The organism is Microbacterium sp. Soil_N32, assembly GCF_057655505.1.
This window is the reverse complement of the sequence record NZ_JBDGME010000019.1, coordinates 1,459,682-1,484,772: the sequence shown is the minus strand read 5'-3', so window position 1 is coordinate 1,484,772 and position 25,091 is coordinate 1,459,682. Positions and strand designations below refer to the sequence as shown.

Annotated in this window: 21 protein-coding genes; 12 read left to right on the top strand and 9 right to left on the bottom strand. The window is 69.1% G+C overall.

The window, feature by feature from the left end; all coding sequences use genetic code 11:
- Nucleotides 1-42 precede the first annotated feature (42 nt).
- Nucleotides 43-924, top strand: coding sequence for a KPN_02809 family neutral zinc metallopeptidase (ypfJ, locus tag AC3A3J_RS15280; protein ID WP_487673074.1), 882 nt, complete (start codon nucleotides 43-45; stop codon nucleotides 922-924).
- 23 nt (nucleotides 925-947) lie between these two features.
- Here ypfJ and AC3A3J_RS15275 read toward each other — a convergent pair whose 3' ends face one another.
- From AC3A3J_RS15275 to AC3A3J_RS15265, 3 genes are all read right to left on the bottom strand, one after another.
- On the bottom strand, nucleotides 948-2,747 hold the full coding sequence (locus AC3A3J_RS15275) for an aldehyde dehydrogenase family protein (protein WP_487673073.1): 1,800 nt from the start codon (nucleotides 2,745-2,747) through the stop codon (nucleotides 948-950).
- A gap of 75 nt (nucleotides 2,748-2,822) precedes the next feature.
- Nucleotides 2,823-4,190: an MFS transporter gene (locus AC3A3J_RS15270; protein ID WP_487673072.1), complete on the bottom strand. Its 1,368-nt coding sequence runs from the start codon at nucleotides 4,188-4,190 to the stop codon at nucleotides 2,823-2,825.
- Between the two features lie 27 nt (nucleotides 4,191-4,217).
- Complete coding sequence (locus AC3A3J_RS15265) at nucleotides 4,218-4,481, bottom strand: glutaredoxin family protein (RefSeq protein ID WP_487673071.1); 264 nt, start codon at nucleotides 4,479-4,481, stop codon at nucleotides 4,218-4,220.
- Between the two features lie 81 nt (nucleotides 4,482-4,562).
- Here AC3A3J_RS15265 and AC3A3J_RS15260 point away from each other — a divergent pair, with 81 nt between their 5' ends.
- Nucleotides 4,563-4,955, top strand: coding sequence for an SIP domain-containing protein (locus AC3A3J_RS15260; protein WP_487673070.1), 393 nt, complete (start codon nucleotides 4,563-4,565; stop codon nucleotides 4,953-4,955).
- A 7-nt stretch (nucleotides 4,956-4,962) separates the two neighbouring features.
- On the opposite strand, the gene AC3A3J_RS15255 is transcribed toward AC3A3J_RS15260, so the two are convergent.
- Nucleotides 4,963-5,436, bottom strand: coding sequence for an FAD synthase family protein (locus AC3A3J_RS15255; RefSeq protein WP_487673069.1), 474 nt, complete (start codon nucleotides 5,434-5,436; stop codon nucleotides 4,963-4,965).
- Nucleotides 5,437-5,579: 143 nt separating this feature from the next.
- Here AC3A3J_RS15255 and AC3A3J_RS15250 point away from each other — a divergent pair, with 143 nt between their 5' ends.
- Complete coding sequence (locus AC3A3J_RS15250) at nucleotides 5,580-6,785, top strand: glycosyltransferase (RefSeq protein ID WP_487673068.1); 1,206 nt, start codon at nucleotides 5,580-5,582, stop codon at nucleotides 6,783-6,785.
- On the opposite strand, the gene AC3A3J_RS15245 is transcribed toward AC3A3J_RS15250, so the two are convergent.
- The 5 genes from AC3A3J_RS15245 to AC3A3J_RS15225 form a co-directional block, all read right to left on the bottom strand.
- A complete protein-coding gene (locus tag AC3A3J_RS15245; RefSeq protein ID WP_487673067.1) occupies nucleotides 6,782-8,206 on the bottom strand; it encodes a sugar nucleotide-binding protein in 1,425 nt (474 codons plus the stop codon). The genes AC3A3J_RS15250 and AC3A3J_RS15245 overlap by 4 nt on opposite strands.
- Nucleotides 8,206-9,204, bottom strand: a complete 999-nt coding sequence (gene rfbB, locus AC3A3J_RS15240) for a dTDP-glucose 4,6-dehydratase (protein ID WP_487673066.1) — start codon at nucleotides 9,202-9,204, stop codon at nucleotides 8,206-8,208. Before rfbB ends, AC3A3J_RS15245 begins: the two co-directional genes overlap by 1 nt.
- Nucleotides 9,201-10,073: a glucose-1-phosphate thymidylyltransferase RfbA gene (rfbA, locus tag AC3A3J_RS15235; RefSeq protein ID WP_487673065.1), complete on the bottom strand. Its 873-nt coding sequence runs from the start codon at nucleotides 10,071-10,073 to the stop codon at nucleotides 9,201-9,203. Before rfbA ends, rfbB begins: the two co-directional genes overlap by 4 nt.
- Nucleotides 10,074-10,337: 264 nt before the next feature.
- Nucleotides 10,338-10,895: a glycosyltransferase gene (locus AC3A3J_RS15230; protein ID WP_487673064.1), complete on the bottom strand. Its 558-nt coding sequence runs from the start codon at nucleotides 10,893-10,895 to the stop codon at nucleotides 10,338-10,340.
- Nucleotides 10,892-11,371 carry a UDP-N-acetylglucosamine--LPS N-acetylglucosamine transferase gene (locus AC3A3J_RS15225; RefSeq protein ID WP_487673063.1) on the bottom strand — a complete coding sequence of 160 codons (480 nt, stop codon included), beginning with the start codon at nucleotides 11,369-11,371 and terminating at the stop codon, nucleotides 10,892-10,894. Before AC3A3J_RS15225 ends, AC3A3J_RS15230 begins: the two co-directional genes overlap by 4 nt.
- 306 nt (nucleotides 11,372-11,677) lie before the next feature.
- Here AC3A3J_RS15225 and AC3A3J_RS15220 point away from each other — a divergent pair, with 306 nt between their 5' ends.
- The 9 genes from AC3A3J_RS15220 (at nucleotide 11,678) to AC3A3J_RS15180 (ending at nucleotide 25,070) form a co-directional block, all read left to right on the top strand.
- The gene (locus tag AC3A3J_RS15220; protein WP_487673062.1) at nucleotides 11,678-12,304 is read left to right on the top strand and encodes a CDP-alcohol phosphatidyltransferase family protein; all 627 of its coding nucleotides are present in this window, start codon (nucleotides 11,678-11,680) and stop codon (nucleotides 12,302-12,304) included.
- Entirely contained in the window at nucleotides 12,301-13,224 is a 924-nt protein-coding gene (locus AC3A3J_RS15215) for a glycosyltransferase family 2 protein (protein ID WP_487673061.1), read from the top strand. The genes AC3A3J_RS15220 and AC3A3J_RS15215 overlap by 4 nt, the downstream gene beginning before the upstream one ends.
- Nucleotides 13,221-13,829, top strand: a complete 609-nt coding sequence (locus AC3A3J_RS15210) for a hypothetical protein (RefSeq protein ID WP_487673060.1) — start codon at nucleotides 13,221-13,223, stop codon at nucleotides 13,827-13,829. The genes AC3A3J_RS15215 and AC3A3J_RS15210 overlap by 4 nt, the downstream gene beginning before the upstream one ends.
- A 137-nt stretch (nucleotides 13,830-13,966) precedes the next feature.
- On the top strand, nucleotides 13,967-18,124 hold the full coding sequence (locus tag AC3A3J_RS15205) for a fibrinogen-like YCDxxxxGGGW domain-containing protein (protein ID WP_487673059.1): 4,158 nt from the start codon (nucleotides 13,967-13,969) through the stop codon (nucleotides 18,122-18,124).
- A 71-nt stretch (nucleotides 18,125-18,195) separates the two neighbouring features.
- Nucleotides 18,196-19,431, top strand: a complete 1,236-nt coding sequence (locus AC3A3J_RS15200) for an O-antigen ligase family protein (RefSeq protein ID WP_487673058.1) — start codon at nucleotides 18,196-18,198, stop codon at nucleotides 19,429-19,431.
- Nucleotides 19,418-20,905 (top strand): lipopolysaccharide biosynthesis protein, encoded by a 1,488-nt coding sequence (locus AC3A3J_RS15195; protein WP_487673057.1) that lies wholly within the window; start codon nucleotides 19,418-19,420, stop codon nucleotides 20,903-20,905. Before AC3A3J_RS15200 ends, AC3A3J_RS15195 begins: the two co-directional genes overlap by 14 nt.
- Nucleotides 20,898-21,848 carry a beta-1,6-N-acetylglucosaminyltransferase gene (locus tag AC3A3J_RS15190; protein WP_487673056.1) on the top strand — a complete coding sequence of 317 codons (951 nt, stop codon included), beginning with the start codon at nucleotides 20,898-20,900 and terminating at the stop codon, nucleotides 21,846-21,848. Before AC3A3J_RS15195 ends, AC3A3J_RS15190 begins: the two co-directional genes overlap by 8 nt.
- 43 nt (nucleotides 21,849-21,891) lie before the next feature.
- Entirely contained in the window at nucleotides 21,892-23,220 is a 1,329-nt protein-coding gene (locus AC3A3J_RS15185; protein ID WP_487673055.1) for a YveK family protein, read from the top strand.
- Between the two features lie 173 nt (nucleotides 23,221-23,393).
- Complete coding sequence (locus AC3A3J_RS15180; RefSeq protein WP_487673054.1) at nucleotides 23,394-25,070, top strand: glycoside hydrolase family 26 protein; 1,677 nt, start codon at nucleotides 23,394-23,396, stop codon at nucleotides 25,068-25,070.
- The last annotated feature ends 21 nt before the right edge of the window (nucleotides 25,071-25,091 follow it).

Below are 25,091 nucleotides of genomic sequence, written 5' to 3'. Positions count from 1 at the left end.
CCCCGAGCCTACGACCGTCGCGCCCCGGAGTACCCTCGATCCATGACGTTCAATCCCGACGCCGACCTGTCGAACAACACCACCCGCCGGCGCGGACGCACCGCCGCCATCGCGGGCGGCGGCGGCGTGGGCGTGCTCGGCCTGCTCGCGCTCATCGCCGGACCGCTGCTCGGCATCGACCTCTCCGGGTTGTTCGGCGGTTCGACCGGCGGTGCGCCGGGATCGTCGGAGGGTTCGGTCATCGAGAACTGCGAGACCGGACAGGACGCGAACGAAGACGTCGACTGCCGTATGGCGGGCGCCCAGGTCGCCCTCGACGCATTCTGGGGCGAGAACGTCGACGGGTACGTCGCGCCCACCCTCACCGTGGTCGACGGGTCGACGCCGACCCAGTGCGGCACGGCGTCGAACGCGGTGGGTCCGTTCTACTGCCCGCCCGAGCAGGGGGTCTACGTCGACCCCACGTTCTTCGGGCTCATGCGCGAGCAGTTCGGAGCATCCGCCGGCAACCTGGCGCAGCTCTACATCGTCGGGCACGAGTGGGGCCACCACATCCAGAACCTCATCGGCACCATGGAGCAGTACCCCAACAACGGAACCGGTCCGGGCAGCAACGGCGTGCGGATGGAACTGCAGGCCGACTGCTACGCCGGCGCGTGGATCGGCCGGATGACCGAGCAGACGGATGCCGACGGCGACGCATACCTGCAGAAGCCGACCGAGACGCAGATCGAGGACGCCCTGAACGCGGCCTCGGCGGTCGGCGACGACCACATCCAGGAGCAGGCCGGATTCCAGAACCCCGAGAGCTGGACGCACGGGTCGAGCGAGCAGCGGAAGTACTGGTTCGCGCTCGGCTACACCGAGGGGCTCGGTGTGTGCGCCGAGACGTTCACGCGCTCCGAAGCCGACCTCAATCCCTGAGTCGGCCCGACCCGCGAGTCGCGCTACGCGCGCAGGGCGGCGAGGAGGGTCTTCGCCAGGCCTGTGATGCCTCCGCCCGCGCGGAACCGGGTGAGCCCTTCGCTCACTTCGGCCCCCGTGCGCGACGAGACGAACCACGGCGGCGTGGGGAGGATCGTGAACCGGCCGCCGCCGTTGCGCCAGGGGAGGGAGCGCGGGAAGGGGCGGAACGGCCCGCGCAGCACCGAGCGCTCCACGCGGTCGAGCAGCAGGGCGTTGTGCACCACCCCGATCCCGCTGCCGACGTCGTCGATCGTGTTGCCGGGGAACGCGCCCCAGGTGAGTGTGGGGGTGATGAATCCGAACGCCGTCCAGCTGTTGATGGCGATCGAGCCGTAGTGCAGCGCAGCGACGGCGCGCTCGAACCCCGTGCCGAGGCTCTTCTCGGTGACCGGGTCGATGAGCAGGTTCGCGCCGAGGGTGCCCTGCAAGCGTTCATTCGCGTGCGCCACGGCGGCGTCGAGGAACGCCTGTCCCGTGCCCGGAACCGTCACGACGCCGAGCACCGGGGCGAAGTACTCCGTGCTCTGGAGGCCCGCCGGGTCGTCGTCGCCCTCGATCTCGATGAGCAGACGGTCGCCGAGCACGAGGGCGTCGGGGTAGGACTCGGATGCCTGCCGCACGCGCTCGGTCGAACCGGGGTACCAGGTGGGTCGCTCGGGCGCTGTGGCGTAGGCGTTGCGGAGTGCGGCACGGAAGGCATCCGCCTGGTCCCAGTCGGACGAGACGATGACGACCTGCCCGGCGATGCAGTTGTGCCCGCTGTTCTGCAGGCGCATGGTCGCGATGTGCTGGGCCTGGTGCCGCAGGTCGGCCTCCGTCCAGGGGCCGGGCACGACGATGATCGGCGACACCCCGCCGAGTTCGGCCGTGATCGGTGTGGTCATCGCCGGGGTGTCGCGACGGGTGCCCGACGCAGTGGGCTTCCCCCAGACGATGGCGTCGAACGTGGCTGCCGAGCCGGTGATGTGCACGTGATCGATTCCGGCGTGGGCCGTGAGGTGGGCGCCCACGGCCGGGCCGCCGCGCACGATGCGCAGGAAGCCCGGTTCGATCAGCGGCGCGAGGGCGCGCTTGTAGATCGGTACCAACGGATCCTGCGTGGGGTTGACCTTCAGCAGTGCCGTGCGGTTCGAGGCGAGCAGCTCATAGAGCACGTCGAGAACGGGGATGGAGGTGATGTTCCCCGCCCCGAGCACAAGTCCGACGCCGTTCGATTCGGCGGGGGTGCGCTGCCCGAGGCCCGCGGCGGCGCGGGCGGCCCGAGGTGTGGTGCCGGGTTCGAGCCAGACCTCGCCGGTGAAGCCGGAGAGCAGGAACCGGTCGATGCGCGTCAGGGGGAACGCGTGCACGCGCGTGCGTCCGCCCGGCGCGCGGTCGATGCGCACGCCGTCGAGCGGATTGCGTCCGCCGGCGAGCCGCGTCAGGGTTTCGATGTAAGCGTCGAGTGCCCCGAGCACGCTGTAGGGCCCGCTGAGCCACTCCTCGCCCCGCAGCGGGTGCCGGTGGTCGAGGCCCTTCGTCGCGGCGGCGGTGGTAGCCCAGTCCTCCGCCGCGGCGGCGACGCTCGCCCGGACCTGTCGCAGCAGGGTGGCGCGCTGCGCGATCGTCAGAGCGGACCAGATCCGCGTGCCCGTGCGCAGGGAATCGATCGCGGCATCCAGTCGCGTGCTCTCGCTCTCGGAGATCCCGGCTGGCGTGGCTGCGGACGTGCCCTCGGCCCCCTTTAGTCCTGAGGCGCGTGCGATTTCGGCCGGTGTATCGGCGGCGTGCGTAGAGGTCATCGGCGGCTCCTTCGAACGGACCCCAGCCTATGCCGCGGGCCGGCACAGCGGCTCGACCAGCGGGGAAGGGGATGCTCACGCGAGCGTCGTGCGGTCGACGTCGTCGCGGCGCAGGGGGTAGCGCGAGAGCGGCAGGAGGCTGAGCGCGATGAGCACGGCGGGCACGACGCTGAAGACGAGCACGATGCCGGTGATCGCGGCATCCGGCTGCACCGCTGTCGCACCCGCGACCGTCGAGACGTAGCCCGTCGCGGCCAGGGTGAGCGAGACGACCGCCGCGCCCAGCGCGAATCCGACGGTCTCCCCCGCGGTCCAGACGCCCGTGAAGGCACCCGCGCGCTCGCCGCGGTCGTGCGAGATGACGTCGGGGAGCATCGCCATCGGGAGCGACTGCAGTCCGGCGTAGGCGACTCCGGCCACCCCGACCGACGCGTATATCCATTCCCCGGGTGACCACAGCGCAGCCGTCAACGAGGCGGCCGCGACCGCGAAGAGGACGCTCGCGAAGGTGAAGGCGCGTTCCTTGCCGATCCGCCGGGCCACGGCCGTCCAGGCGGGGGCGGCGATGAGCGCGGGGCCCACGAGCGCGAGGAAGACGAGCGTCACCGCGTCTTCGGAGCGCAGGACCCAGGTCGCGACGTACTGCGCGCCCGCCAGCATGGCCCCGGTCGCGAGCGCCTGCAGCAGGAAGGTCGCCAGCAGGGCGCGGAACGGGCGGCTGTCGCGCACCACCCGCACGCCGGCCGCGTACTGCTCGCGCAGCCCGGGCGGTTTCGCGGCGCGCCGCGGCACCTCACGCGGCGTCGTGGGAGCGGAGCGCGTCGCCACCAGCATCCCGACGCCGATGGCCGCACCCGCGGCGACGCCCATGACGAGGTAGCCGATGACGGGGTCGTCATCGATGCTCCGCAGGGCGGGCCCGCCCGCCCCGAACAGCAGGATGCCGGCGGTCAGCACCACGACCCGCCACCCCAAGAGTCGCGTGCGCGCGTCGTAGCCGGAGGTCAGTTCGGCGGGGAGAGCGACGTAGGGGACCTGGAACAGGCTGAACGCCGTCGCCGTCGCGACGAACGCCAGCAGCACACCGACGGCGCCGGCGACCGGCCCCCACGACGGAGGCACGGCGAACGTGAGAGCGAAGAAGACGGGGAGCGCGAGCGCGCCGGCGACCATGAGTCCTCGGCGGGAGCCGGTGCGGGCCAGCTGGCGGTCGGAGGCCGCGCCGATCACCGGGTCGATGAGCACGTCCCAGACCTTCGCGGCCGTGACGATGATGCCGGCGACGAGCGCCGAGACACCGAGGTTGTCGGTGAGGAAGTAGGTCAGGACGAGCCCGGGCAGGGTGGCGTAGCCGCCCGTTCCGACGGACCCCGCCGCGTAGAGCGCGATCGTGCGCCGGGGGAGCGGGGTGGATACCCGCGTCGGACGAGCCTCGGTGCTCATCGCGCCAGTGTAGCGGTGCCCTCGAGGTCAGATGAGGGAGAGTTCCCGCAGCTTCGACTCGACGTCGGAGTTCGAGGGCTCGACGTGGTGCGAGGCGTCGGGATAGACGACCACCGGGATGTTCGTGCGGCCCGAGATCTCCTTGGCGACGTCGGCCGCGGAGGGGTCGGCCACGAGGTCGACGTAGGTGTACTCCACGCCCAGCTCGTCGAGCTGCTTCTTGGTGCGGATGCAGTCGCGGCACCAGTCAGCGCCGAACATGGTGATGGTGGATTCAGCAGGAGAAGTCATACGACAAGCGTACGGCGAGCTGGCCGGGCGGGGGCCGGGAATGGGTTGTTTAGTAAGGGCAGCCTTACCTATACTCGTGGCATGAGCACCGCGAGCGAACACCTGGACGATCCCGACTGGGCGAACATCGAGGGCGTCGTGCTCATCGCGGGAGACGCCGCCGACGCCGGTCTGATCGCCGGGATCGCCGCTCGCCTGCCCGGGGATGCCACCGGAGTCGTGTTGCTCGAAGCCGCCGCCCGCATCCAGATCCGCCACATCGACGTACCGGACGGGGTGTCGGTGCGCTGGCTCGTGCGCGGCGACGGCATCAACGCGCACGCCAAGGGTGAGCGGCTCGCGAACGCGGTGCACTCGTGGTGCGTCGAGTGGACCTGCAGCGAGCCGCCCGCGCAGTGGACCGTGTGGCTCGGGCCGCATACGCCGCCGCACGTCGCGCGCATGGCGCGCAGTCTGCTCGGCGTCGCGAACTGACGGGCGGTCAGCCCGACGTCGCGAGCATCGCCGGCGCGGATGCGGTCACGGCCGCCGCGCTCGCCGCGATCGCATCGAGGGCGCGGCGCAGGGCCGAGCTCGACGTGTGCGCGGTATAGGGGAAGTACACGACCTCCACGCCCACCGCCCCGAACTCGCGCTCCAAGCGGAGGCCTTTCTCGGTGCCGCGCCAGTCGTCGCCCTTGAAGAAGTGCGTGAACCCGACCGCGCGCCAGGCGTCGATCTTCGACGGCGTCGTCTCGACGTGCACGTCGTCGACGAACGAGATGTGTCGCACGATGTCGGCGCGTTCCGCGGTCGGTATGACGGGTTCGATGCCCTTCACCTGCCGCAGCATCTCGTCGCTCACGACACCGGCGACCAAGATGTCGCAGTGCTGCTTCGCGTGGCGCAGAAGGTTCAGATGGCCGACGTGGAACAGGTCGAATGCTCCCGCGGCGTAGCCGATACGCGTGCCCATGATCTCCCCAGATCAGTCTTTCCCCAGAGGCGGATCCCCATCCGCCGGCGACTCCCACAGCCGCTCGCGTCAGTCTAGCCGCGCGACACGCCCGGCGCGACACCCGCATACCGGTCGGGCTGTTTCCGTCGGCACAGGAACGCATGACACGATGGATGCCGCTGGAGCGCGGAGGGGTCGACATGGGCACGAGGGTCACGGTCATCGTGCCGACGTTCAACGAGCGCGACAACGTCGCCGAGATCGTCGCGCGCATCGGCGCCGCGCTCGCCGACGACACGGCCGAGATCCTCTTCGTCGACGACAGCACCGACGACACCGCCGCCGAGATCGCACGCGTCGCCGCCGACGCCCCGCTCCCGGTGCGCGTGATCCACCGCGAGCAGAACACCGGCGGCCTCGGCGGTGCGGTCGTCGCGGGTCTCGTCGCGGCGGCATCCGATGTGTGCATCGTCATGGACGGCGACCTGCAGCATCCGCCCGAACTGCTGCCGGAGCTGCTCGCGCGGTACGCCGAAGGCGACACCGACGTCATCACGGCATCGCGCTACATCGGCGGCGGTGACACGAGCGGACTGGGCACCGCCGTGCGCTTCGGCGTCTCACGAGCGGCCACCTGGCTGACCCGCGCCATGTTCCCCCGGCGACTCGCGCGCACCAGCGATCCGATGACGGGGTTCTTCCTCGTCGACCGACGGCGCCTCGACCTCGCCGCGCTGCGTCCGCAGGGGTTCAAGATCCTCCTCGAGATCCTCGCGCGCACCGACCTGCGCACGGCCGAAGTGCCCATGGAGTTCGGCGAGCGCCGGCACGGCACCTCGAAGGCGAGCCTGCGGCAGGGGGCCACCTTCATCGCCCACCTCGCACGGCTGCGCTTCGGCAAGATGTCGCTGTTCGCGATCATCGGCGTCGTCGGCGCCGTGGCGAACCTCGCCATCATGTGGGCGTTGACATCGCTCGGGATGCCGTACATCTGGGCCGCGATCATCGGCGCCGAGGTCACGATCGTCGGTAACTTCCTGCTGCAGGAGCGGTTCGTCTTCGACGACATGCGCCGCGACGCCCGCGGCATCGGCCTGCGATTCGGCGCCTCGTTCGTGTTCAACAACGTCGAGGCCGCACTCCGCATCCCGGTCATGGCGCTCATGGTCGAGACCTGGCACATCTCCAGCGTGCTCGCGACGGGCTTGTCGCTGATCGTCGCGTTCTTCGCCCGGTTCCTGTTCCACTCGCTCGTGGTCTACGCACCCCGCGGGCGCCGCGACGACGCCGAGCCGAAGCCCGACACCGCCGCGCAGCGCATCATCCGTGCGATCGACGACGAGGCGATGCGTCCGGGCGAGCTCTAGGCCGACGTTTCGGTGGAGCGGATGTAGTCCTCCAACGATACGAGGGCATTCCGTGCGACCCACCCGGTGGCGGAGATGCGCCCGAGGTCGAGGACGCTGTATTGCGGGCGAGGAGCGACGGCGCTGCTGCCCGCTGCGAAGTACTCCTCCGTCGACACCTCGGTCACGCGAGCCGGGTCGTGACCGCAGAGCTCGAAGACACGTCGAGCTACCTCGGCCCACGACAGGACGGGCCCGTCCCCTGTGACGTTGTAGGTCCCGTGGGGCGCGTCAGTGGTGATCAGGTGGGCGATGGCGTCGGCGATGTCGTCTGAGAAGGTCAGGCGCCCGCGCTGGTCGGAGACAACGCGGGGGGCAACGTCGCGATGTGCGAGATCCATCATCGTGCGAACGAAGTTCGGCCCGTCTCCGATGACCCAGGACGTTCGAACGATGAAATGATGGGGCAGCGTGCCGACGATCGCGTCGCCGGCCGCCTTCGTCTGCCCGTAGACGCTGAGGGGTGAGAACGGTGCGTCTTCTGTGTATGGCTCGGAGGTAGCGCCGTCGAAGACGTAGTCGCTGGAGACGTGCACGAGGGTGAGTCCGTATTGACTTGCGACACGGACGAGCGCGGCGAGTCCCGAGACATTCGTTGACCAGGCGCGCGCACGACCCTCAGCGGTCTCCGCGTTGTCGACCGCGGTGTAGGCGGCGGCGTTCACGATCACACCGTAGTCGCGCCAGCGGCGGGCGGTCGGCAGGTCCGCTGCCCCTAGGTCGAGGTCGGCACGGTCGGCGTACTCGATGTGCGCAGCATCGCCGAAGCGCCTTCGGAGTGCGCGTCCCAGTTGGCCGTTCGCCCCGATGACGAGCGTCCGCCGCGGCGCCAGCGGCTCCACGTCGGACAGGCGGGGGTGATCGTGGTCCTTCGCGGAGATCTCCGCATCGCTCAGGGCGATGGGCCAATCGATCGCGACTGTCTCATCGGCAAGGTTGAGGAACGAATACGCGGCGTCCGGTGACCAATGATCATTCACGAGGTAGGTGTAGGCGGTGCCGGACTCGAGAGTCTGAAATGCGTTTCCTACGCCACGCGGCACGAAAACAGCGCGGGACGGGTCGATCTCGGCGGTGACGACGGTGCCGAAGGTCTCGCCCGCGCGCAGGTCGACCCAGGCGCCGAAGATGCGACCGGTCGCCACGGAGACCCACTTGTCCCAGGGTTCCGCGTGTATGCCTCGCGTCGTGCCTGCGGCGTCATTGAACGAGACGTTGTTCTGTACAGGACCGAAATCGGGAACGCCGAGCTTCGCGAGCTTCTCGCGTTGCCAGTTCTCCTTGAACCAGCCTCTCGCATCGCCGTGCACGGGGAGGTCGACGATGAGCAGCCCTGGGATGGGGGTGCGTTCCGCCGCAAGCGGCACTCCGTATCTCGTCATCACTGGCCCTTGTCAGCGTAGAACGCCTCGGTGGCGTCTTTCGAGGGTGCCCACCACGCCTCGTTAGCGCGATACCACTCGATCGTCGAGGCGAGTCCCTCCTCGAAGTCGTTGTAACGCGGCTCCCATCCCAATTCCGAACGCAGGCGCGAGGCATCGATCGCATACCGCAGGTCGTGCCCCGCGCGGTCGTTCACATGGTCGTAAGCATCCGTCGGCAGCCCCATCAAGGCGAGGATCGACTCCACGACGGAGCGGTTGTCCTTCTCTCCGTCAGCGCCAACCAGGTACGTCTCTCCGATCTCCCCCTTCTCCAAGATCGTGAGGACTGCCGAGGAGTGATCGTCCGCGTGGATCCAATCACGCACGTTCAGGCCCGCTCCATACAGTCTGGGACGGACGCCGCGCAGAATGTTGGTGATCTGCCGCGGAATGAACTTCTCGACGTGTTGGAACGGACCGTAGTTGTTGGAGCAGTTCGAGATGGTGGCCCGCACGCCGAAAGAACGCACCCAGGCCCGAACGAGCAGGTCGCTCGCCGCCTTCGTCGAGGAGTAGGGCGATGAGGGATTGTAGGGCGTGCGCTCGGTGAAACGCGCCGGATCATCGAGTTCGAGATCTCCGTATACCTCGTCCGTGGACACGTGATGGAAGCGCCGATCGTGGCGACGCGCGGCCTCGAGGAGGGTGTAGGTGCCCACGACGTTGGTGTCGAGGAAGGGGCGCGGGTCATGAAGGGAGTTGTCGTTGTGTGACTCCGCCGCGAAATGCACGACGGCGTCAGCCTCCGAGACGAGGCGGTCGACCAAATTCTCGTCGGCGATGTCGCCGACCACGAGGTCGACCCTCGCATCTGGCAGCCCCGAGAGCGATGCGCGGTTGCCCGCATAGGTGAGCTTGTCGAGCACGGTGACATGCGAGTCCGTATGACCAACGACGTGGTGGACGAAGTTCGAGCCGATGAAGCCGGCTCCGCCGGTGACCAGCAGTCGGGTCATGAACGGCCCCTTTCCAGAAGCGAGAGCAGGTACAGCCCGTAGCCGGATTTCACGAGCGACTCGGCGCGTACTCGGAGCTGGTCGTCGTCGAGGTATCCCATGCGCCAGCCGACCTCTTCGGGTGCCCCGATCTTCATGCCGGTGCGGCGCTCCATGGTCCGGACGTAGTCCGCCGCGTCGCTCATCTGATCGAAGGTTCCGGTGTCGAGCCACGCCGTACCACGGGGGAGGACTTCGACCTGGAGGGTTCCCCGCCGGAGGTACTCCCGGTTGATGTCGGTGATCTCGTACTCGCCACGCGCGCTGGGTCGCAGCCCTCGAGCGATATCAACGACCGCGTTGTCGTAGAAGTAGAGACCCGGCACCGCATAGTTGCTGCGGGGCACGTCCGGTTTCTCCTCGAGTGAGACGGCGCGTCCCTGAGGGTCGAACTCCACGACGCCGTAGGCGCTCGGCTCCGCCACCCAGTATGCGAAGACCGCTCCGCCCTGCAGACCCCGAAATCGCGAGAGCCGGGAGCCCAGGCCGGGCCCGTACAGCAAGTTGTCTCCGAGCACGAGCGCGACCTCGTCATCACCGACGAAGTCGGCCCCGATGACAAACGCCTGCGCGAGACCGTCGGGAGAGGCCTGCTGGGCAAAGGACAGCGAGACGCCGAACTGCGAGCCGTCACCGAGCAGACGCTCAAAATGCGCTGCGTCGTGCGGCGTGGTGATCACCAGGATCTCACGGATGCCCGCGAGCATCAGCGTCGAAAGCGGATAGTAGATCATCGGCTTGTCGTACACCGGAATCAGTTGCTTCGACATCCCCAGCGTGATCGGATGGAGGCGGGTTCCCGATCCGCCGGCGAGGATGATGCCCTTCATGATGCTCCCTCAGGCGATGTCGTTCCCATGGGTGACGCGGCTTCACCCGCGGGCTCGGCCCACAGCCGTACGTTCGACCCTAGTGCGTCGAACCCTATCGCGTAGTCCCGAGGCGGCTCTCTGGAGGCATGAGGTCCCTGCGCGGAAGGAGGTCGAGCGGTATGGCTACGAGTGCGAAGGGCAGGAGTGCGACCAGCGTGGACCGCGAGCGGCGCGGCGCATCATCCGTGCGATCGCAGACGAGGCGATGCGTCCGGGCGAGCTCTAGCGCGCGGGGCGCCGGAGCATGGTAGCTATCCGGTCCCACGACGTCCGTCGGCGCGGCGCGGCCACCACCGACGCGACCAGGTCGCCGAGCGCAGCGGCGGCATTCGACCCCTCGGCGACCGCTTCGTAGCGGAGCGTGGTCGGCGCGGAGGTCGCGCGATCGAGAGCCTCGCGCAGCTGGGCTTCGCTGGTCACCACCACGCACCTGCCCTGCGCGGCCATGAACTCCCCGAAGGGGTACTGGTGACCGTCGACGACCTCGCCCAGTGCGGGATCACGCGGCACGACGATCGGCAGGCGGTTGGCGCGGTTCGCATCGGCGATGGTTCCCGGGCCCACCTGCGAGATCACGATGTCGGCCCCGCGGTACTGCTCATCGAGCTCGGCTGACGTCATCATGACGTGATTCTCCCCCTCGGCTGAGGCGGGGGAAGACCCGTGCTGCACGGTCAGCTCAACGTCGGGATTCTCGGCGGCCCACGCGTCGATCCAGTCGATGAGGCGGGCGAACGGGTGGTGGTCGGTGCCCACCGACACGAAGACGCGCAGGGTCACAGCGTCGCTCCGATCACCTGGGCGCCGGGGTAGAGGGAGCGTTGCTCCGGCCACTGCACAGCGAACGCGTCGACGGTCGGATAGACGAGGCGACCGGTCATGGTTCTCGTCGTGATGCGGTCGATCACCTCGAGGTACACGGTGCGGATGCCGAGGATGCGCGCGGCCCAGAAGAACGGGACCGCGACCCCCGCCCCCGTGGAGACGACGACGTCGGGGCGGAAGTCGCGCAGGACGCGCCAGGCGAGGCGCGCGTTACGGACGGCGTTGGGGATGTTGCGCGTCGTCGGCGAGAACGCCCACGTGCGCCGTTCGCCGACGAGTGTCGCGTGGGCATGGGGGTGGTCGAAACTCACCCACGCGCGGTCGTGCGCACCCCACCAGTCACGGAGCGCGAGCAGTTGCGTGAGGTGGCCGCCCGTCGACGCGACGAGCAGGACCTTGAGGCGGTCCGAACCTTCGGTGCTGTCTGCCATGGTGCGTCTCAGTATGCCCCGAGCAGCGGTCGATCGGGAGGCCGCGATCGGCGCCGGGGCGCCCGACGTGTGGAGGAAAGTCGTGGGTGCACCGGGCCGATCTTCTGGTAGTCTGCGAAAACATCGCCTTAGGGGAGGCGACAGACGGAACGTGGGAATTCCGTCTTTTTGGGGAATCTGGGGAGACACGGTCTGATGACTGGGGTTCAATTCGGCGTTGACACGCCGCATTCATTTCGTTCCGCACTGCAGCGACTCGACAGCGCGCAGAAGCCGGGAGCCGGCGTACCCGCGTACACGCGGTGGGTGAATCGCCGCGTCGCTCGCGTGTTCGCGGCATCCTTCTCCCGCATCGGCGCGACACCGTCCATGGTGTCGGTCGTGAGTATCGTGTTCACCGGACTCGGACTCGCCGCCTTCCTGGTGCTGCAGCCCGTATCGCCCGCGCTCGCCGGGCTGAGCGCCGCCGTACTGCTCGCCGTGGGATACGCCCTCGACTCCGCCGACGGTCAGCTCGCCCGGCTGCAGGGCAGTTCAAGCCTTCAAGGCGAATGGCTCGATCACACTCTCGACGCGATCCGCCTTCCCGCCGTGCATCTGGTGGTGGCGGTCGCATTCCTCGAAGTCGGCCTCCCCATGCTCGCGGTCGCCGCCGCGGCTTTCTCGGTGCTCGCCTCCGCATCGTTCCTCAGTCAGAACGTCGGCGGCCTACTCCGCGACGGCGCGCGCGTCGAGCGCACGGAAGTGCGCAGACTCCAGTCCTGGATCCTCCTGCCGACCGATCCGGGCGTGCTGTGCTGGGTCTTCGCCCTCTGGGCCGTGCTGCCGCTCTTCATCGCGTGCTACCTCGCGCTCCTCATCGCGAACGCCGCCCACATCGTGCTCTCCTCGCGCCGCCGCTGGCGCGAGCTCGCGCAGGGGAGCGCACGATGAGCGCCCTCGCGCCTTCCGTGACGACGATCATCGCGACGCGTGGCCGTCCGGAACTGCTCCGACGTGCCGTGCGGTCGATCATCAGTCAGGACTACGCCGGGGGCCTCGAAATCGTCATCGTCTACGACCAGTGCGACATCGACGAACTCACGGACATCGCGCCGGAGTCGGATTCGGTCTCGCTCCGGACGATCGCGAACGCGCGCACGCCCGGACTCGCAGGCGGCCGCAACACCGGCATCGCGGCCGCGTCAGGCGACCTTATCGCCTTCTGCGACGATGACGACGAGTGGAAGCCGGAGAAACTCCGTGCGCAGGTCGAGTTGTGGGCGGAACATCCGGATGCGGTGGGTGTCAGCACCGGCATCGAGATCGTGACCCAATCCGACACCACCGTCCGGGTCCCGGCGCCGGTCACCACTCGGGGTGACTTCCTGCTGTCGCGCGTGGGCGAGATCCACCCGTCCTCGCTGCTGTTCCGACGGGTCGACCTGCTCGACCTGCCCCGCGGGGTCGATGAGGAGATTCCGCACTCGTACGGGGAGGACTACGACCTGCTGCTGCAGCTCACCGAACGCGGCGACATCGTGAGCGTCGCACGCCCTCTGGTCGTGATCCACTGGGACCGCACGTCGTACTTCGCCGGTCGATGGAAGCCGATGGCGCAGGGGCTCGGCTTCCTCCTCGAGAAGCACGCCGACCTTCTGCTCGATCGGGGCAACGCCGCCCGTATGTGCGGCCAAGTCGCCTTCGCCTACGCGGCCGCGGGGGAGTCCGCCGACGCCCGTGCATGGCTCAAGCGCGCACGTCGGCACCGGGTGACCGAGCCGCGTGTCGCCCTGACCTGGATCGCGCTCTCGGGACTGGTCTCCCCCCAGCGCATCGTGGCCACGCTCAACCAGCGGGGGAGAGGGATATGAGAAACCGTACGAAGTGGATCGTCGGCCTCGCTGCGGCCTCGGTGCTGCTCGCCGGAACATCGCTCGCGGTCGTCGCCACGACATCCACCACCGGCGCCGGTGCCGGCCCGGGGTCGCAGAGCGCCGCCGCATCCGCCACGCCGAACGCGGTGCCCCCGGTGGCGCCTCCGACGACGGCACCGCAGGCGACGGCCGACGAGGTCGGCGGGGCAGCGGAGCAGTTGCTCACGAGCGTGCTTCCGGTGGTGACCACCGTCGCAGACGGCGACATCGATGCGGTGCGGACGAGCCTGGCGGCCGTCGCATCGCCGGCCTTTCTGAGCGGGGTGGAGGCCGAGCGCGCGGAACTCGAGGACCAGGGCTGGACCCGTAGCGGTGAAATCCGCATCGACGGTGTCGAGACCCTCGCCTACGACGCGACCGCTGCGCCGTCGACCGCGACCGTGCGGGCGTGCCTCGACTCGTCGGATGTCGTGATCCACGACGCCGACGGGAACATCGTCCCCGGGGGCTCGCCCCGGGCCTGGAACATCTACACGCTCGAGCAGGCCGACGGCGCGTGGAAGATCATCCGTCAGACGTTCGCAGACGATCCCGCCTGCTGACATTCCGGGGGCTGGGGCCCCGCCCGAACATCCATACGTAACGCACCGACCCTCGCACTCGGCGACGAGCGCGATCGACCGATATCGAACCCGACACCAATAGCGGTCCACATTCCATTTGATTCTGGGGAGTCATCATGTCGCTGGGGAACACCGAGCAGAAGAAGAGCAGGCGGTCGTTGCTGGCGCTCGCCGCCGTCGCAGCCGCAACGGTCGTTGGCGCGCTGCTCACGCCGGGAGCGGCGGTGGCGGCGACGCCGCGGGCCGCTCCGATCGCCGCCGCCGCACTCACGGCGACCTCGGTCGGTCAGTCACAGGAGACGGCGGCAGCGTCGTGCTGGGAGATCAAGCAGCGCGACCCGGGGTCGACCTCGGGCGTCTACTGGTTGAACACCCCCAAGCTCGGCGCCCCGCAGCAGTTCTACTGCGACCAGCAGACCGACGGGGGCGGGTGGGTGCTGATCGGGCGCGGACGCGAGAACTGGTTGCAGGGCAACGTCGGGCGGCTCACGCCGCGCGACGTGTGGGAGACCCCCACCGGCCCCGAAGCGTTCTCGCCCGCGCAGCTCTCCACGGACATGGTCACCGGTCTGCTCAACGGCGGGCGCGTGGATGCGCTCCAAGAGGGAGTGCGGCTGCGTCGTGCGCAGAACGTCGCCGGTACGACCTGGCAGGAGGTGCGGTTCAAGTACCGCACCCCGCGCGACGCGTGGTCCTGGCAGTTCGCCGGCCTGCAGCAGATCGCCTCGTACTCGTTCAACGGTGAGACCGGCACGGGCGGCACGACCGGCAGTTTCGGGCGTGACAGCACCTACCGCCGGGTCGAGACCAACGTGGGCAGCGGCACGCGCGGTTGGGAGCGCGGGTTCCAGTTCGGCTCCAGCGCGCGGGGCAACCCTGACGCGACCTCCTACCTCTGGCAGGTCGACACGGCGTCGCCCTATCCGCGCCCGTTCACCCAGGTGTTCCTGCGTCCGCGTCTCATGAGCGCCGACGTCTTCGCGACTCCCATCCCCGACGCGGGTCTGCCGCAGACGACCGTCGCGGCCACCGCTTCGAGCTATGCGGCGACGAACCCGTGGGGGGTGTCAGGCCTGGGAGCAGCGGGTTCGGGGGAGCTCAACACCGAGGTCTCCGACTTCGCGCAGATCAACGGAGTCATGTACGTCGGCGGCAACTTCCGCTACGTGCAGCGAACGGCGGCCGGCAGCGGTCAGATCGAGCAGAGCTACATCGCCGCATTCGACGCATCGACGGGGGAGTGGATCTCGACGTTCCGCCCGAAGCTGAACAATCAGGTGAAAGCCCTCGCCGCGCTGCCGGACGGGCGTCTCGCCATCGGCGGCGCGTTCACGACGGTCAACGGTGTCGCGGCTCCCGCGTTCGCCGTCCTCGACCCGAGCACCGGCGCCATCGACCCGTCGGTCACGACCCGCATGATCAACTACACGGGAGGCACGGCGCCGCTGATCCGAACGCTCGACGTGCAGGACGGCTACCTCTACTTGGGCGGCCGATTCACGCACGCGACGGGCAGCGGTGTCACCCGCGAGGTCTACATGCGCAACCTCGGCCGATTGAACGTCGCGACCCTCGCGCCGGACGCGTGGAACCCGCTGCTCGACGGCACCGTGGTCTCGGTCGACGCGTCGGCGCGCGGCGATCGGGTATACGCCGCAGGGTACTTCGGGCTCAGCAACTGGGACACGGTCACCGAGCGTGGCGGCGCTTACCTCGTGAGCGACGCCTCGGTCGTCCCCTGGACACCGAAGTTCTCGAACCGCGAGAACAACCGCACCGGCTACCAGCAGGCGGTCAAGGAGATCGGCGACCGGGTATGGCTGGGTGGCTCTGAGCACATGCTGTTCAGCTACAACCGAGACACGATGGCCCTCGACACCAGCAACATCACCCAGAACGGCGGCGACTTCCAGGCGATCAACACCTGGAACGGCTACCTCGTGGCCGGATGCCACTGCTCCGAGAACGTGTATCAGGGCGCTCTCACCTGGCCGACGCCGACGAACTTCTCTCGAGTGGAGCACATCGATCAGGCCGGGTTCTGGAATGCGGCGAACGGCGAGTTCGCCGCCGACTTCAACCCGAACCTGACGCTCCGCGTCGGTTACGGCGTGTGGGCGATCGAGCAGGGCGCCGACGGCACCCTGTGGCTCGGCGGTGACATCACGCACGTGCGACAGGCCGACGCCACGAATCGGTGGACCGGGGCCTTCGCCCGGTTCAGCCCGCGCGACGCGACGGCTCCTGCGACCCCGGGCCAGCTGACAGCCTCGCACGCCGCCGGTACCGACACCCTCACCTGGAGCGCGGTGGAGGGGGCGAGCTACGAGGTGCTGCGCAACGACCGCACCATCGCGACCACCGTGCAGACGAGTTACTCCGTTCCGGCAGCCGCACCCGGCACGCGCTACTTCGTTCGCGCCATCGACGCGGCTGGCAATCGGTCCGCCACCACAGCCGTGGTGACCCCCACGGTGCTGGCGCAGCCCGTCGACGTGCTCGCGGCCGGAGCGACCTGGTCGTACCGATTCTCGGCGACTGCGCCCGCGGCCGGATGGCAGCAGCCCGACGCGGATGTGTCGTCGTGGCAGACGGGTGCGGCTCCGCTCGGGTGGGGGCAGGCGTCGCTTGGCACCACGCTCACGATCGACGGCACCCGGCCGATCGCGTCTTACTACCACCGGACGTTCGATGTGCAGGACGCCACGGGTGTGCAGGCGCTCACTCTCACGACCAGGGCCGATGACGGCATCGTCGTCTACGTCAACGGCACCGAGGTCGGTCGGGCCAACATGCCCGCCGGGCCCGTCGGTTTCACCACATATGCGAGCTCGGCCGTCACCGCGGCCAACGCGGTCGCGAACCCGGTCACGTTCACCGTTCCCGGCTCGCTCCTGAAGAGCGGCGCCAACGTGGTCTCGGCCGAGGTGCACTCCAACTACCGGTCGACCCCCAGTCACAGCTTCGAGCTGACCGGGGTGCTCACCCTGGGCGCCCAGCCGGATCCCGAGCCGGATCCCGAGCCGGAGCCCGTGCCGGTCGACGTCGTCGCGGCGGGATCGCAGTGGTCCTACTATTTCGCGACCGACGCTCCGGCGGCGGCGTGGGCGTCGGACGGGTTCGATTCCTCGGGCTGGCCCAGTGGTGCAGCGCCGATCGGGTGGGGGCAGGCCAGCCTCGGCACGACGCTCGAGGCGTCCGCGACGAGGCCGATCACCTCGTACTACCGCAAGCTGTTCACACTCGACGATGTGTCGGGGCTGGGCTCCTTCGTCATCACGACGCGGGCGGATGACGGCATCCGCGTGCTGGTGAACGGCACGGAGGTCGGTCGTACCAACCTGCCCGCGGGCACGGTCGGACACACCACGTACGCCACCTCGGCGGTGGGCGCGGCGAACGCGCTCGCGAACCCGGTGGTGTATCAGGTGCCGTTGTCGCTATTGCGCGTCGGCCAGAACAGCGTGAGCGTCGAGGTGCACTCGAACTACCGCTCCACCCCGAGCCACAGCTTCGAGCTCGTGGCGACCGCGAATCCGCTGGCGGCAGGCGCTCAGCAGCGGATGCAGGCCGATAGCACGCTGACCGCGGAGTCGGTGCCGGATGCACCGGCACCCGCCCCGGCACCCGCACCCGCCCCGGCACCGGTCGCTCCGGAGCCGGCGCCGGCGCCCGCTCCCGCTCCGCTCACTCCGTCTCCAGCTCCGGCGCCGGCACCGGCACCGGTGACTCCGGCCGAGCCCACCCCGTCGCCGACCTCGGTGCTGCCGGCGGAAACCGTCTGGTCGCTCAGCGCCCAGGTCGAACCGGGTGCCCAGTGGACGAGCGCGTCGTTCGACGACTCGTCGTGGGCGACCGGCTCCGCGCCGTTCCTCCGGGGAGCCACCCTTGCGAGAGGTGCCGCCGGGACGGCCGTCGGGAACGATGCGACTGCGTCGCCGACCACGTACCTCCGCACGAGTATCGACCTCGGCGGAGGAACGGGCGGGCGGCCGATCGTACTCACCCCGCAGATCGACGGCGGGGCCGTCGTGTACGTCAACGGCGTGGAGGTCGGCCGCCTCGACATGCCGGAGGGTCTCGTCTCCGCCGTGACGCCGGCGCACGCGAAGGGCGGCGTGAAGGCGGGCGCGCCGATCGCGGTGATCGTTCCGCCCGCTGTTCTCACGCCGGGTCGCAACGTGATCGCGGTGGAGGTCCACGCCGCGGATCCGGCTCAGCCGAAGACCCGGTTCGAGCTGACCGGCGTGCTCGCGCCGCCTTCCGGGACGTGAACGCCCCGTCCACCGTTGTTCGCACACGGTACTCACCTGCGCCCCCGGCCCCCTTTCCGGCCGGGGCGCAGGTGCTGCCCGGATGGCCGCTACTCGCGTGGATCTACGGATTCCCGCTCTACTGGGTCACCGGCTTCTCACTGTTCGTGCCGATCGCCTTCGGATCCCTCATGGCGGCGTTCCTGCTCCTGCGCGGCCGGCTCAGGGCGACGCCCGGCGTGCTCGTCTGGGGGGCATTCCTCGGATGGGTGGTCGTGTGCGCCGTCTCGCTGACCGGGTTCATGCAGGCGATCGGATTCCTCCAGCGCACCGTCGACCTGTTCGCGGTCGGCATCGCCTTCCTCTATTACGTCAACGCGCGGGAACGCATCTCGCCGGCCAAGATCTTCGGGGGATTCGCCGTGATCTGGAGCACGGTCGTCGTGCTCGGCACGCTCGCGACCTTCTTCCCCGATGTGCGCATCTCCACGCCGCTCGCACAGGTGCTTCCGGGGTCGCTGCTCAGCAACGAGCTGGTGCGTGAACTGGTGCTGCCGCGGCTCGCCGAAGTACAGCAGCCGTGGGGCGCTGAGGAGCCGTTCGTGCGTCCCGCCGCTCCCTTCCCGTACACGAACTCCTGGGGGATGGCGTATGCCCTGCTGACTCCCGTGATGGCGCTCGTCTGGACGCGCCTGCGGCGTCCCGGTGTGCGCGCGCTCCTCGCAGTGGCGCTCGTGGGCTCCCTCTACCCGGCTGCGCAGACCAGCAATCGCGGCATGTTCATCGCGCTCGGGGCCTTCCTGGTCTTCATGTGCCTTCGGTTCCTGGCGGCGGGGATGCTGCGTGCAGGGGCGGCGATGGCCGTCGTGCTCGCCGCGGGGGTGACGGTGCTCGCGTGGCTCGGCGTTTTCGCCGCCATCGCGGGACGGCAGGAGTATTCCGACACGACGACGGGGCGGAGCACCATCTACCAGGCGACGATCGAGCGTGTCCTGGAATCCCCGCTCGTGGGATGGGCGACTCCCGCCATGGATGCGTCGATCGGCATCTCGCTCGGCACCCAGGGGTACGCCTGGACCCTGATGTTCTGCTACGGCTTCGTCGGGCTGGTTCTCTTCCTCGCCTTCCTCGCGCGGGTGCTCGTCGCCGGCCGACATCTGCGCGGCGGTGCGGCGTACGTCATGCAGGGTCTGATGGTCACCGTGGGGGTCACGATCTGGTTCTACGGCCTCGCCGTGACGCAGTGCCTGATCCTCCTCCTCGCTGCCGCCGTGCTCAGCCGGGCCAGCGTCGACCGAGAGGAGGTGTTTCCGCGTGTCGGACGGTAAACGCCTTGGCCGGGAGTCGCTCCTCACGTTCGCCGGCATCACGGTGAACGCCGCGCTCGCGTTCGTCGTCACGTGGCTGATCGGCTCCGGTCTCGGGGCGACGGCGACAGGAGAGTTCTTCCAGCTCACGTCCTGGTTCATGATCGCGACGAGCGTCGTCGGACTCGGCGCCGACACCGGGCTCATGCGGGCGCTGTCGCGTCAGAAGTCGCTCGGCGAGGTCCGACTCCTGCGGTCGACCGTTCGGACGGCCGTGCTTCCCGTGCTCGCGGTCGGTGCGCTCCTGGGTGCCACGACGTTCGCCGCGGCGCCCGTGCTGGGCTCCTGGATGGGGCTCGACGCGGACGGTGTCGACACGCTTCGGATCCTCGCCCTGGCTCTGGTGCCCGGAGCCCTGATCGGGGTGCTCCTCGGCGGGTCTCGCGGTCTCGGACGGATCTCGACCTACACGCTCATCCAGAATCTGCTCATCCCGGTGCTGCGCCTGGGTGCCGTCGCTGCCGCCGTCGTGTGGATCGGCTCGGCGTGGGCTGCCGTGTGGGCGTGGGCCGCGCCTCTGCTGCTCGCCGCCGCGCTCGCGGCCTTCGCGCTTCGTCGCCAGATCTCCCGGGACGCACCCGCGCCCGTTGCCCTCGACCGGGTCGAATCGGTCGCGCAACGTCGAGCGTTCTGGGCGTTCTCGCTTCCGCGTGGCGGCGCCGTCATCCTCGAGCGCGCGCTCGACTGGGCCGACGTCCTCATCGTCATCGCGCTCCTGGGTCCCGCTGCCGGCGGCGTGTACGGCGTCGTCACCCGGATCGTCCAGGCGGGGTCCATGCTCGAGGCGGCCATGAGGATCGTCCTCGGGCCGCGCATGAGTTCCGCCGTCGCCCAAGGCCGCACCCGGGAAGCGCGATCGCTGTTCCACCGGGTGACGAGCTTGCTCATCCTCTCGTCCTGGCCGTTCTACATCGCCGTCGCGGTCTTCGCGCCCGATCTCCTCGGGCTCTTCGGCGAGCAGTTCCACGAGGGGGCGACGGCGCTGGTCGTGCTCGCCGTCGCCATGGGCCTGCGCAACACCGGCGGTGCTCTGCAGACGGTGCTGCTGATGGCCGGCCGCAGCACGAGCCAGCTGATGAACAAGGCGGTGCAGCTGGCGGTGCTGATCGTCCTGTGCCTCGTCCTCGTGCCGATGTGGGGCATCGTCGGCGCCGCTGCGGCCTACGCGGCGGGAGTCGTCGTCGACACGCTGTTGGCGGGCATCCAGGTGCACCGAGCTGTCGGGGTGCGGGCGGATGCCCGTGAGGTGGTGCGCTCGGGTGCGTTGCCGGTGCTCATGGTGCTCGGCGGTGCCCTCGCGGTCAGCGCGGGGTTCGCGGACGCATCGACGTTCGCACGTCTGACGGGACTCGGCGCAGTGCTGGCCGTGTACGGCGTCGTCCTGCTCTCGGTGCTGCGGCGCGGCCACGGACGTCGAGGAGGGGCGCATGCCTGAGGCGACCATGCGAGCGGCGTTCGTGATCACGAGCCATGCCGATGTCCCGCAGCTCTCCCGACTGGTCGAACGGTTGCTGGCGGGGGCCGACGACGTGCGGGTGTACATCAGTCATGACACCGCCGGCGAACCGGGGGTGGAGTCGCTCGAGGGGCCCCGGTGCACCGTGATCCGCGAGACCGGCGGACGCGGCGACTTCACCCAGATCGAACGCATCGTCTCGCTGTTCCGGCTGGTCGAGGCCGACGGGGGCGCCGACCACGTCACCGTGCTCTCGGGAATGGACTACCCCGCGCGCCCCGTGGCGGAGTTTCTCGACGCCCTCGCGGACTGCGGCGACGGTTTCCTGCACCACCACTCCGCGCTCGATCCGCAGAGCAGCGATTGGTCGATGCACGAGGCGCGCCAACGGTACCTCTATCGATGGTGGATCCTCTGGCCGCTCAGCGCGTCGTCGCGACGGCGGTGGCACTGGGTGCACGGCATCAACTACGTGCAGCCGCTCCTCCGCATGAACATCGCGTACGGGACATTCCGGATCGCACTCCGCCGCCCTCGCCTTCCGCGGGGGCTGACGGTGCACGGAGGGTCGGCATGGTTCACGATCTCGCGACGCGCCGTGCGGCACGTCCTGCACACGGTCGACTCGCGTCCGGACATCGTGCAGTGGGGACGCACGAGCCTCGCCGTCGACGAGGTGTTCTTCCAGAGCATCCTCCTCAGCGACGGACGCTTCGACTTCGTCAATGGGAACGGTCGGTACATCGACTTCGACAGCGACGGCTTCGGGCACCCGAAGGTGCTGACAGACGTCGACCGCGAGCGCATCGATCGTTCCGGGGCGTTCTTCGTGCGAAAGGTCGATCGCCATCGGTCGGCGCGACTTCTCGACCAGTTGGACGAACGGGTGACCGGATCGGCTATGGATGGTCGACAATCATGACAGGGGAGTCGGCGTCGGACGCCGGCTCGGGGGAGGGGAATCGATGACTTTCGCGTTCATTGTGGAGGTGTTGCGCCGCCGATGGCGGGTGATCGCGGTGTGCGCCCTGATCGGGGTGCTGGGCGGGGTCGCTCTGTGGGCGGCCACGCCGACGCGCTACTCGGCGACGACGAGCCTCGTGGTGTCCGCGGGGGTGTCCAACCCCTTCACCGGCACCAAAGAGGAGGTCAACATCCGCACGGAGCAGGAGATCCTCGGATCGCGCGAGGTCGCGCAGCGAGCCTCAGAAGCGCTGGGGGTGACGCTGAACCCGGGGTCGTTCCTGCTCTCGCAGGTCGACGTGGCCGCCCCGTCGGGATCGCAGGTGCTGCAGGTGACGGTGAGTGCCGACTCGCCGACCGAGGCCGCACGCGCGGCCGACGCGCTCAGTGAGGCGTACCTCGAGTTCCGGCGCGAGGGGGCCGACACAGTCGTGAACGGCTATCTGGAGAAGATCGACGCGCAACTCGTCGAGCTGCAGGGGCGGCCGCAGGATGCCGCGACCACCAGCCTCGTCCAGACGCTGCAGCAGCAGCGCTTGAGCCTGCTGCTGACGACGTCCGAGCCTGGGCGCATCATCGGGGAGGCGGAGGTGCCGTCGAGTAGCGCGACGCCGGGGCTGACGGTCTCGCTCGCGGGAGGACTGGTCGGTGGCGTGCTGCTCGGTATTGCGGCGGCGTTGCTGCGTGAACGCACGGACCCTCGGGTGCGCTCGGCCGACCGCCTCGCCCGTGTGGTCGGCGAGGCGCCCGTGGTCGATGCGGCGGGCAGCCCGGCCTTCTGGGTCGACCTCGCCGACCGGGTGGTCGAGGCGTCGTCGGGGAAGCAATCGCCACGTGTGCTGCTTCGCGAGATCGACGCGCCCGGATCCACACCCGCGGTTGCTCGGCTGGAGGAGGCGCTCGAGGCCGTCACGACCGCCGGGATGCTCGCGGGGACGGATCCGTGGGGAGCGCGAAACGGAACTCATGGCGTGGCCGGGTCGTCGGATGCCGCCGCCAATGCTGATGCGGATGCCGATGCCGTCGCCGAGCGCGAGGCCGACGCCCGGTTGGACCGTGGGGTCGACGACAGAACACCTCGCGTCGTCAACGTCTCCGGCGCGCACTCCCTCGGTGTGTTCGCGCGGCTGGCGGGTCGGGCCGATGTCGTGACGCTCCTGGTGGGTGAACACTCGCGTCTCGCCGAGGTGGCTGCGGCATGGGAAGCACTGGATGGCCGGGAGCAGCCGGTCGTCGTGGGTCTGACCCGGTCGCACCGTGGGCAGGAGATCGGAAGGGTTTCCTCTTCTCAGCAGGCGGGTTCGCGGCGGGGGCGTGGCTCCAGGAGGTGAGTTCACCTGACGGAGTCGTGATCTTTCCGTGACCGGAAAGTTGCGAGATCGATATTCGTGTGTTTGACTCTCCGGAACGATCGCCCAGTCAGGCCCGGAGGGGGGCGTGGCGCTCGCGTCGAAATCGCATTCCGCGAATCGATGAGACCGTCTACCCACACTGAGGACCCCTCTTGACAGACCGCAGAAGTCGCTTCCGCGCGCTCCGAAAAGTCATCACGACATCATCCGCCGTCATCGCCTCCACGGTGTTGATCGGCGCAGCCCTGTCCGCGTCACCCGCCGCCGCGGCCACCACCTCATCCGCCGCACCGGTGGCCTCGTCGACGCAACCGGCTGCAGCCGCTACGACCGGGCCACTCACGCTCATCCCGGGCGGATCCGCATGGCAATGGCGCTACTCCGCCGATGCCTGGGCGGAGGGGTGGCAATCGCCGACATTCGACGACTCCGCCTGGAAGAGCGGAACCGCTCCTCTCGGATGGGGACCGGATGCGCGGACGCAGACCACACCCGAGGCCGGCGCGACCCGCAAACCGCTCAGCATCCAGTTCCGCACCGACTTCACGGTCCCCGAGGGAGTTCGACTCTCGGACGTGGAGCTGTCGTTCCGCGCGGACGACGGCGCAGTGATGTACGTCAACGGCGTCGAGGTGAGCCGGGTGAACCTCCCCGGCGGCACGCTTTCATCGAGGACATACGCCACGAAGGCCCCGAACGCCACCGCGGGGGCACAGCTCCGTACCGTCACGATCCCCGCGTCTGCGCTGCATGCCGGTGAGAATGTCATCGCGGCGTCGACGCATCTGAATTGGCGGTCTACGCCCACGGTGAGTTTCGATGCGGAACTGACCGCGACGAGCGAAGCGGCGCCCGCTCCCAACCCCGTTCCCGCTCCCAACCCGAACCCGGTTCCCGCACCGGGCGAGCAGCCGGGAGCCGGTGACGAGTGCGGTGCGCAGGGATACCTCGCTCCCGCATGCGGCGCGCTCTGGGGCGCCTACACGATCAAGGGCGACACGCTCACGTCGGCCGTCACCGATCTCGAAGCGCGCGTGGGACGCCAGTTCGACGTCACCCTGCGCTATCACGACTTCTCGAAGAGCACCCACCAGGGACTCTTCCCCGACTCGCACGAGCAGACGCTGGGCCAGGACCGAACGCTCCTCTTCGCCTGGCAGGCTCGGGTGGCGAGCAGCAACACCGACATCCGGTGGTCCGCGATCGCGCGGGGGGAGTGGGACGAGTACATCGACTCCGCCGCCGACCGGGTGAAGGCGTTCGGGGAGCCGGTGATGATCGCGTTCGACCCCGAGTTCGATCGCTTCGACAAGGGCACGATGGCGGAGTACATCGACGCCTACCAGCGGGTGCACGACCGGTTCGAGGCGAAGGGCGTATCGAACGTCGCCTGGCTGTGGGTCTCGACCGGATACCTGGGCGCAGGCAACGACGACAAGATCGCGTCCGGTTACCCCGGTGACGCGTACGTCGACTGGGTCGGCTTCGACCCGTACAACTTCTATACGTGCAACGGCAGTAACTGGACCACGTTTGAGAACGAGGTGCGAGGGCCGCACGACTTCATGGTGGAGAACGGCTGGGGAGACAAGCCGCAGATCCTGATGGAGTACGGCACCGAGTTCGATGAGGCCAACCCGGGACGTTCGACGCAGTTCTATAAGGACATTCCGTCGGTTCTCCAGCGGTACCCGAACATCAAGGCCCTCGTACGCTTCGATGCCGGGTCCGGCAACTCCTCGTGCGACATGCGCATCGACAACGGTGCGGGCATGGTGGATGCCTTCAAGAAGGCGGGACTCGATCCGTGGGTGAACGCTCGCGACTGACCGCAGTCTGCTCACGAGAGA

Excerpts from the sequence above, each read along its gene's own strand:
- AC3A3J_RS15250 (WP_487673068.1), top strand. The coding sequence starts at position 5,580 with ATGACACGATGGATGCCGCTGGAGCGCGGAGGGGTCGACATGGGCACG.
- AC3A3J_RS15245 (WP_487673067.1), bottom strand. The coding sequence starts at position 8,206 with ATGACGAGATACGGAGTGCCGCTTGCGGCGGAACGCACCCCCATCCCA.
- AC3A3J_RS15275 (WP_487673073.1), bottom strand. The coding sequence starts at position 2,747 with ATGACCTCTACGCACGCCGCCGATACACCGGCCGAAATCGCACGCGCC.
- AC3A3J_RS15205 (WP_487673059.1), top strand. The coding sequence starts at position 13,967 with ATGTCGCTGGGGAACACCGAGCAGAAGAAGAGCAGGCGGTCGTTGCTG.
- AC3A3J_RS15260 (WP_487673070.1), top strand. The coding sequence starts at position 4,563 with ATGAGCACCGCGAGCGAACACCTGGACGATCCCGACTGGGCGAACATC.
- AC3A3J_RS15210 (WP_487673060.1), top strand. The coding sequence starts at position 13,221 with ATGAGAAACCGTACGAAGTGGATCGTCGGCCTCGCTGCGGCCTCGGTG.
- ypfJ (WP_487673074.1), top strand. The coding sequence starts at position 43 with ATGACGTTCAATCCCGACGCCGACCTGTCGAACAACACCACCCGCCGG.
- AC3A3J_RS15185 (WP_487673055.1), top strand. The coding sequence starts at position 21,892 with ATGACTTTCGCGTTCATTGTGGAGGTGTTGCGCCGCCGATGGCGGGTG.
- AC3A3J_RS15215 (WP_487673061.1), top strand. The coding sequence starts at position 12,301 with ATGAGCGCCCTCGCGCCTTCCGTGACGACGATCATCGCGACGCGTGGC.
- AC3A3J_RS15265 (WP_487673071.1), bottom strand. The coding sequence starts at position 4,481 with ATGACTTCTCCTGCTGAATCCACCATCACCATGTTCGGCGCTGACTGG.
- AC3A3J_RS15255 (WP_487673069.1), bottom strand. The coding sequence starts at position 5,436 with ATGGGCACGCGTATCGGCTACGCCGCGGGAGCATTCGACCTGTTCCAC.
- AC3A3J_RS15225 (WP_487673063.1), bottom strand. The coding sequence starts at position 11,371 with ATGGCAGACAGCACCGAAGGTTCGGACCGCCTCAAGGTCCTGCTCGTC.
- AC3A3J_RS15190 (WP_487673056.1), top strand. The coding sequence starts at position 20,898 with ATGCCTGAGGCGACCATGCGAGCGGCGTTCGTGATCACGAGCCATGCC.
- rfbB (WP_487673066.1), bottom strand. The coding sequence starts at position 9,204 with ATGACCCGACTGCTGGTCACCGGCGGAGCCGGCTTCATCGGCTCGAAC.
- rfbA (WP_487673065.1), bottom strand. The coding sequence starts at position 10,073 with ATGAAGGGCATCATCCTCGCCGGCGGATCGGGAACCCGCCTCCATCCG.
- AC3A3J_RS15270 (WP_487673072.1), bottom strand. The coding sequence starts at position 4,190 with ATGAGCACCGAGGCTCGTCCGACGCGGGTATCCACCCCGCTCCCCCGG.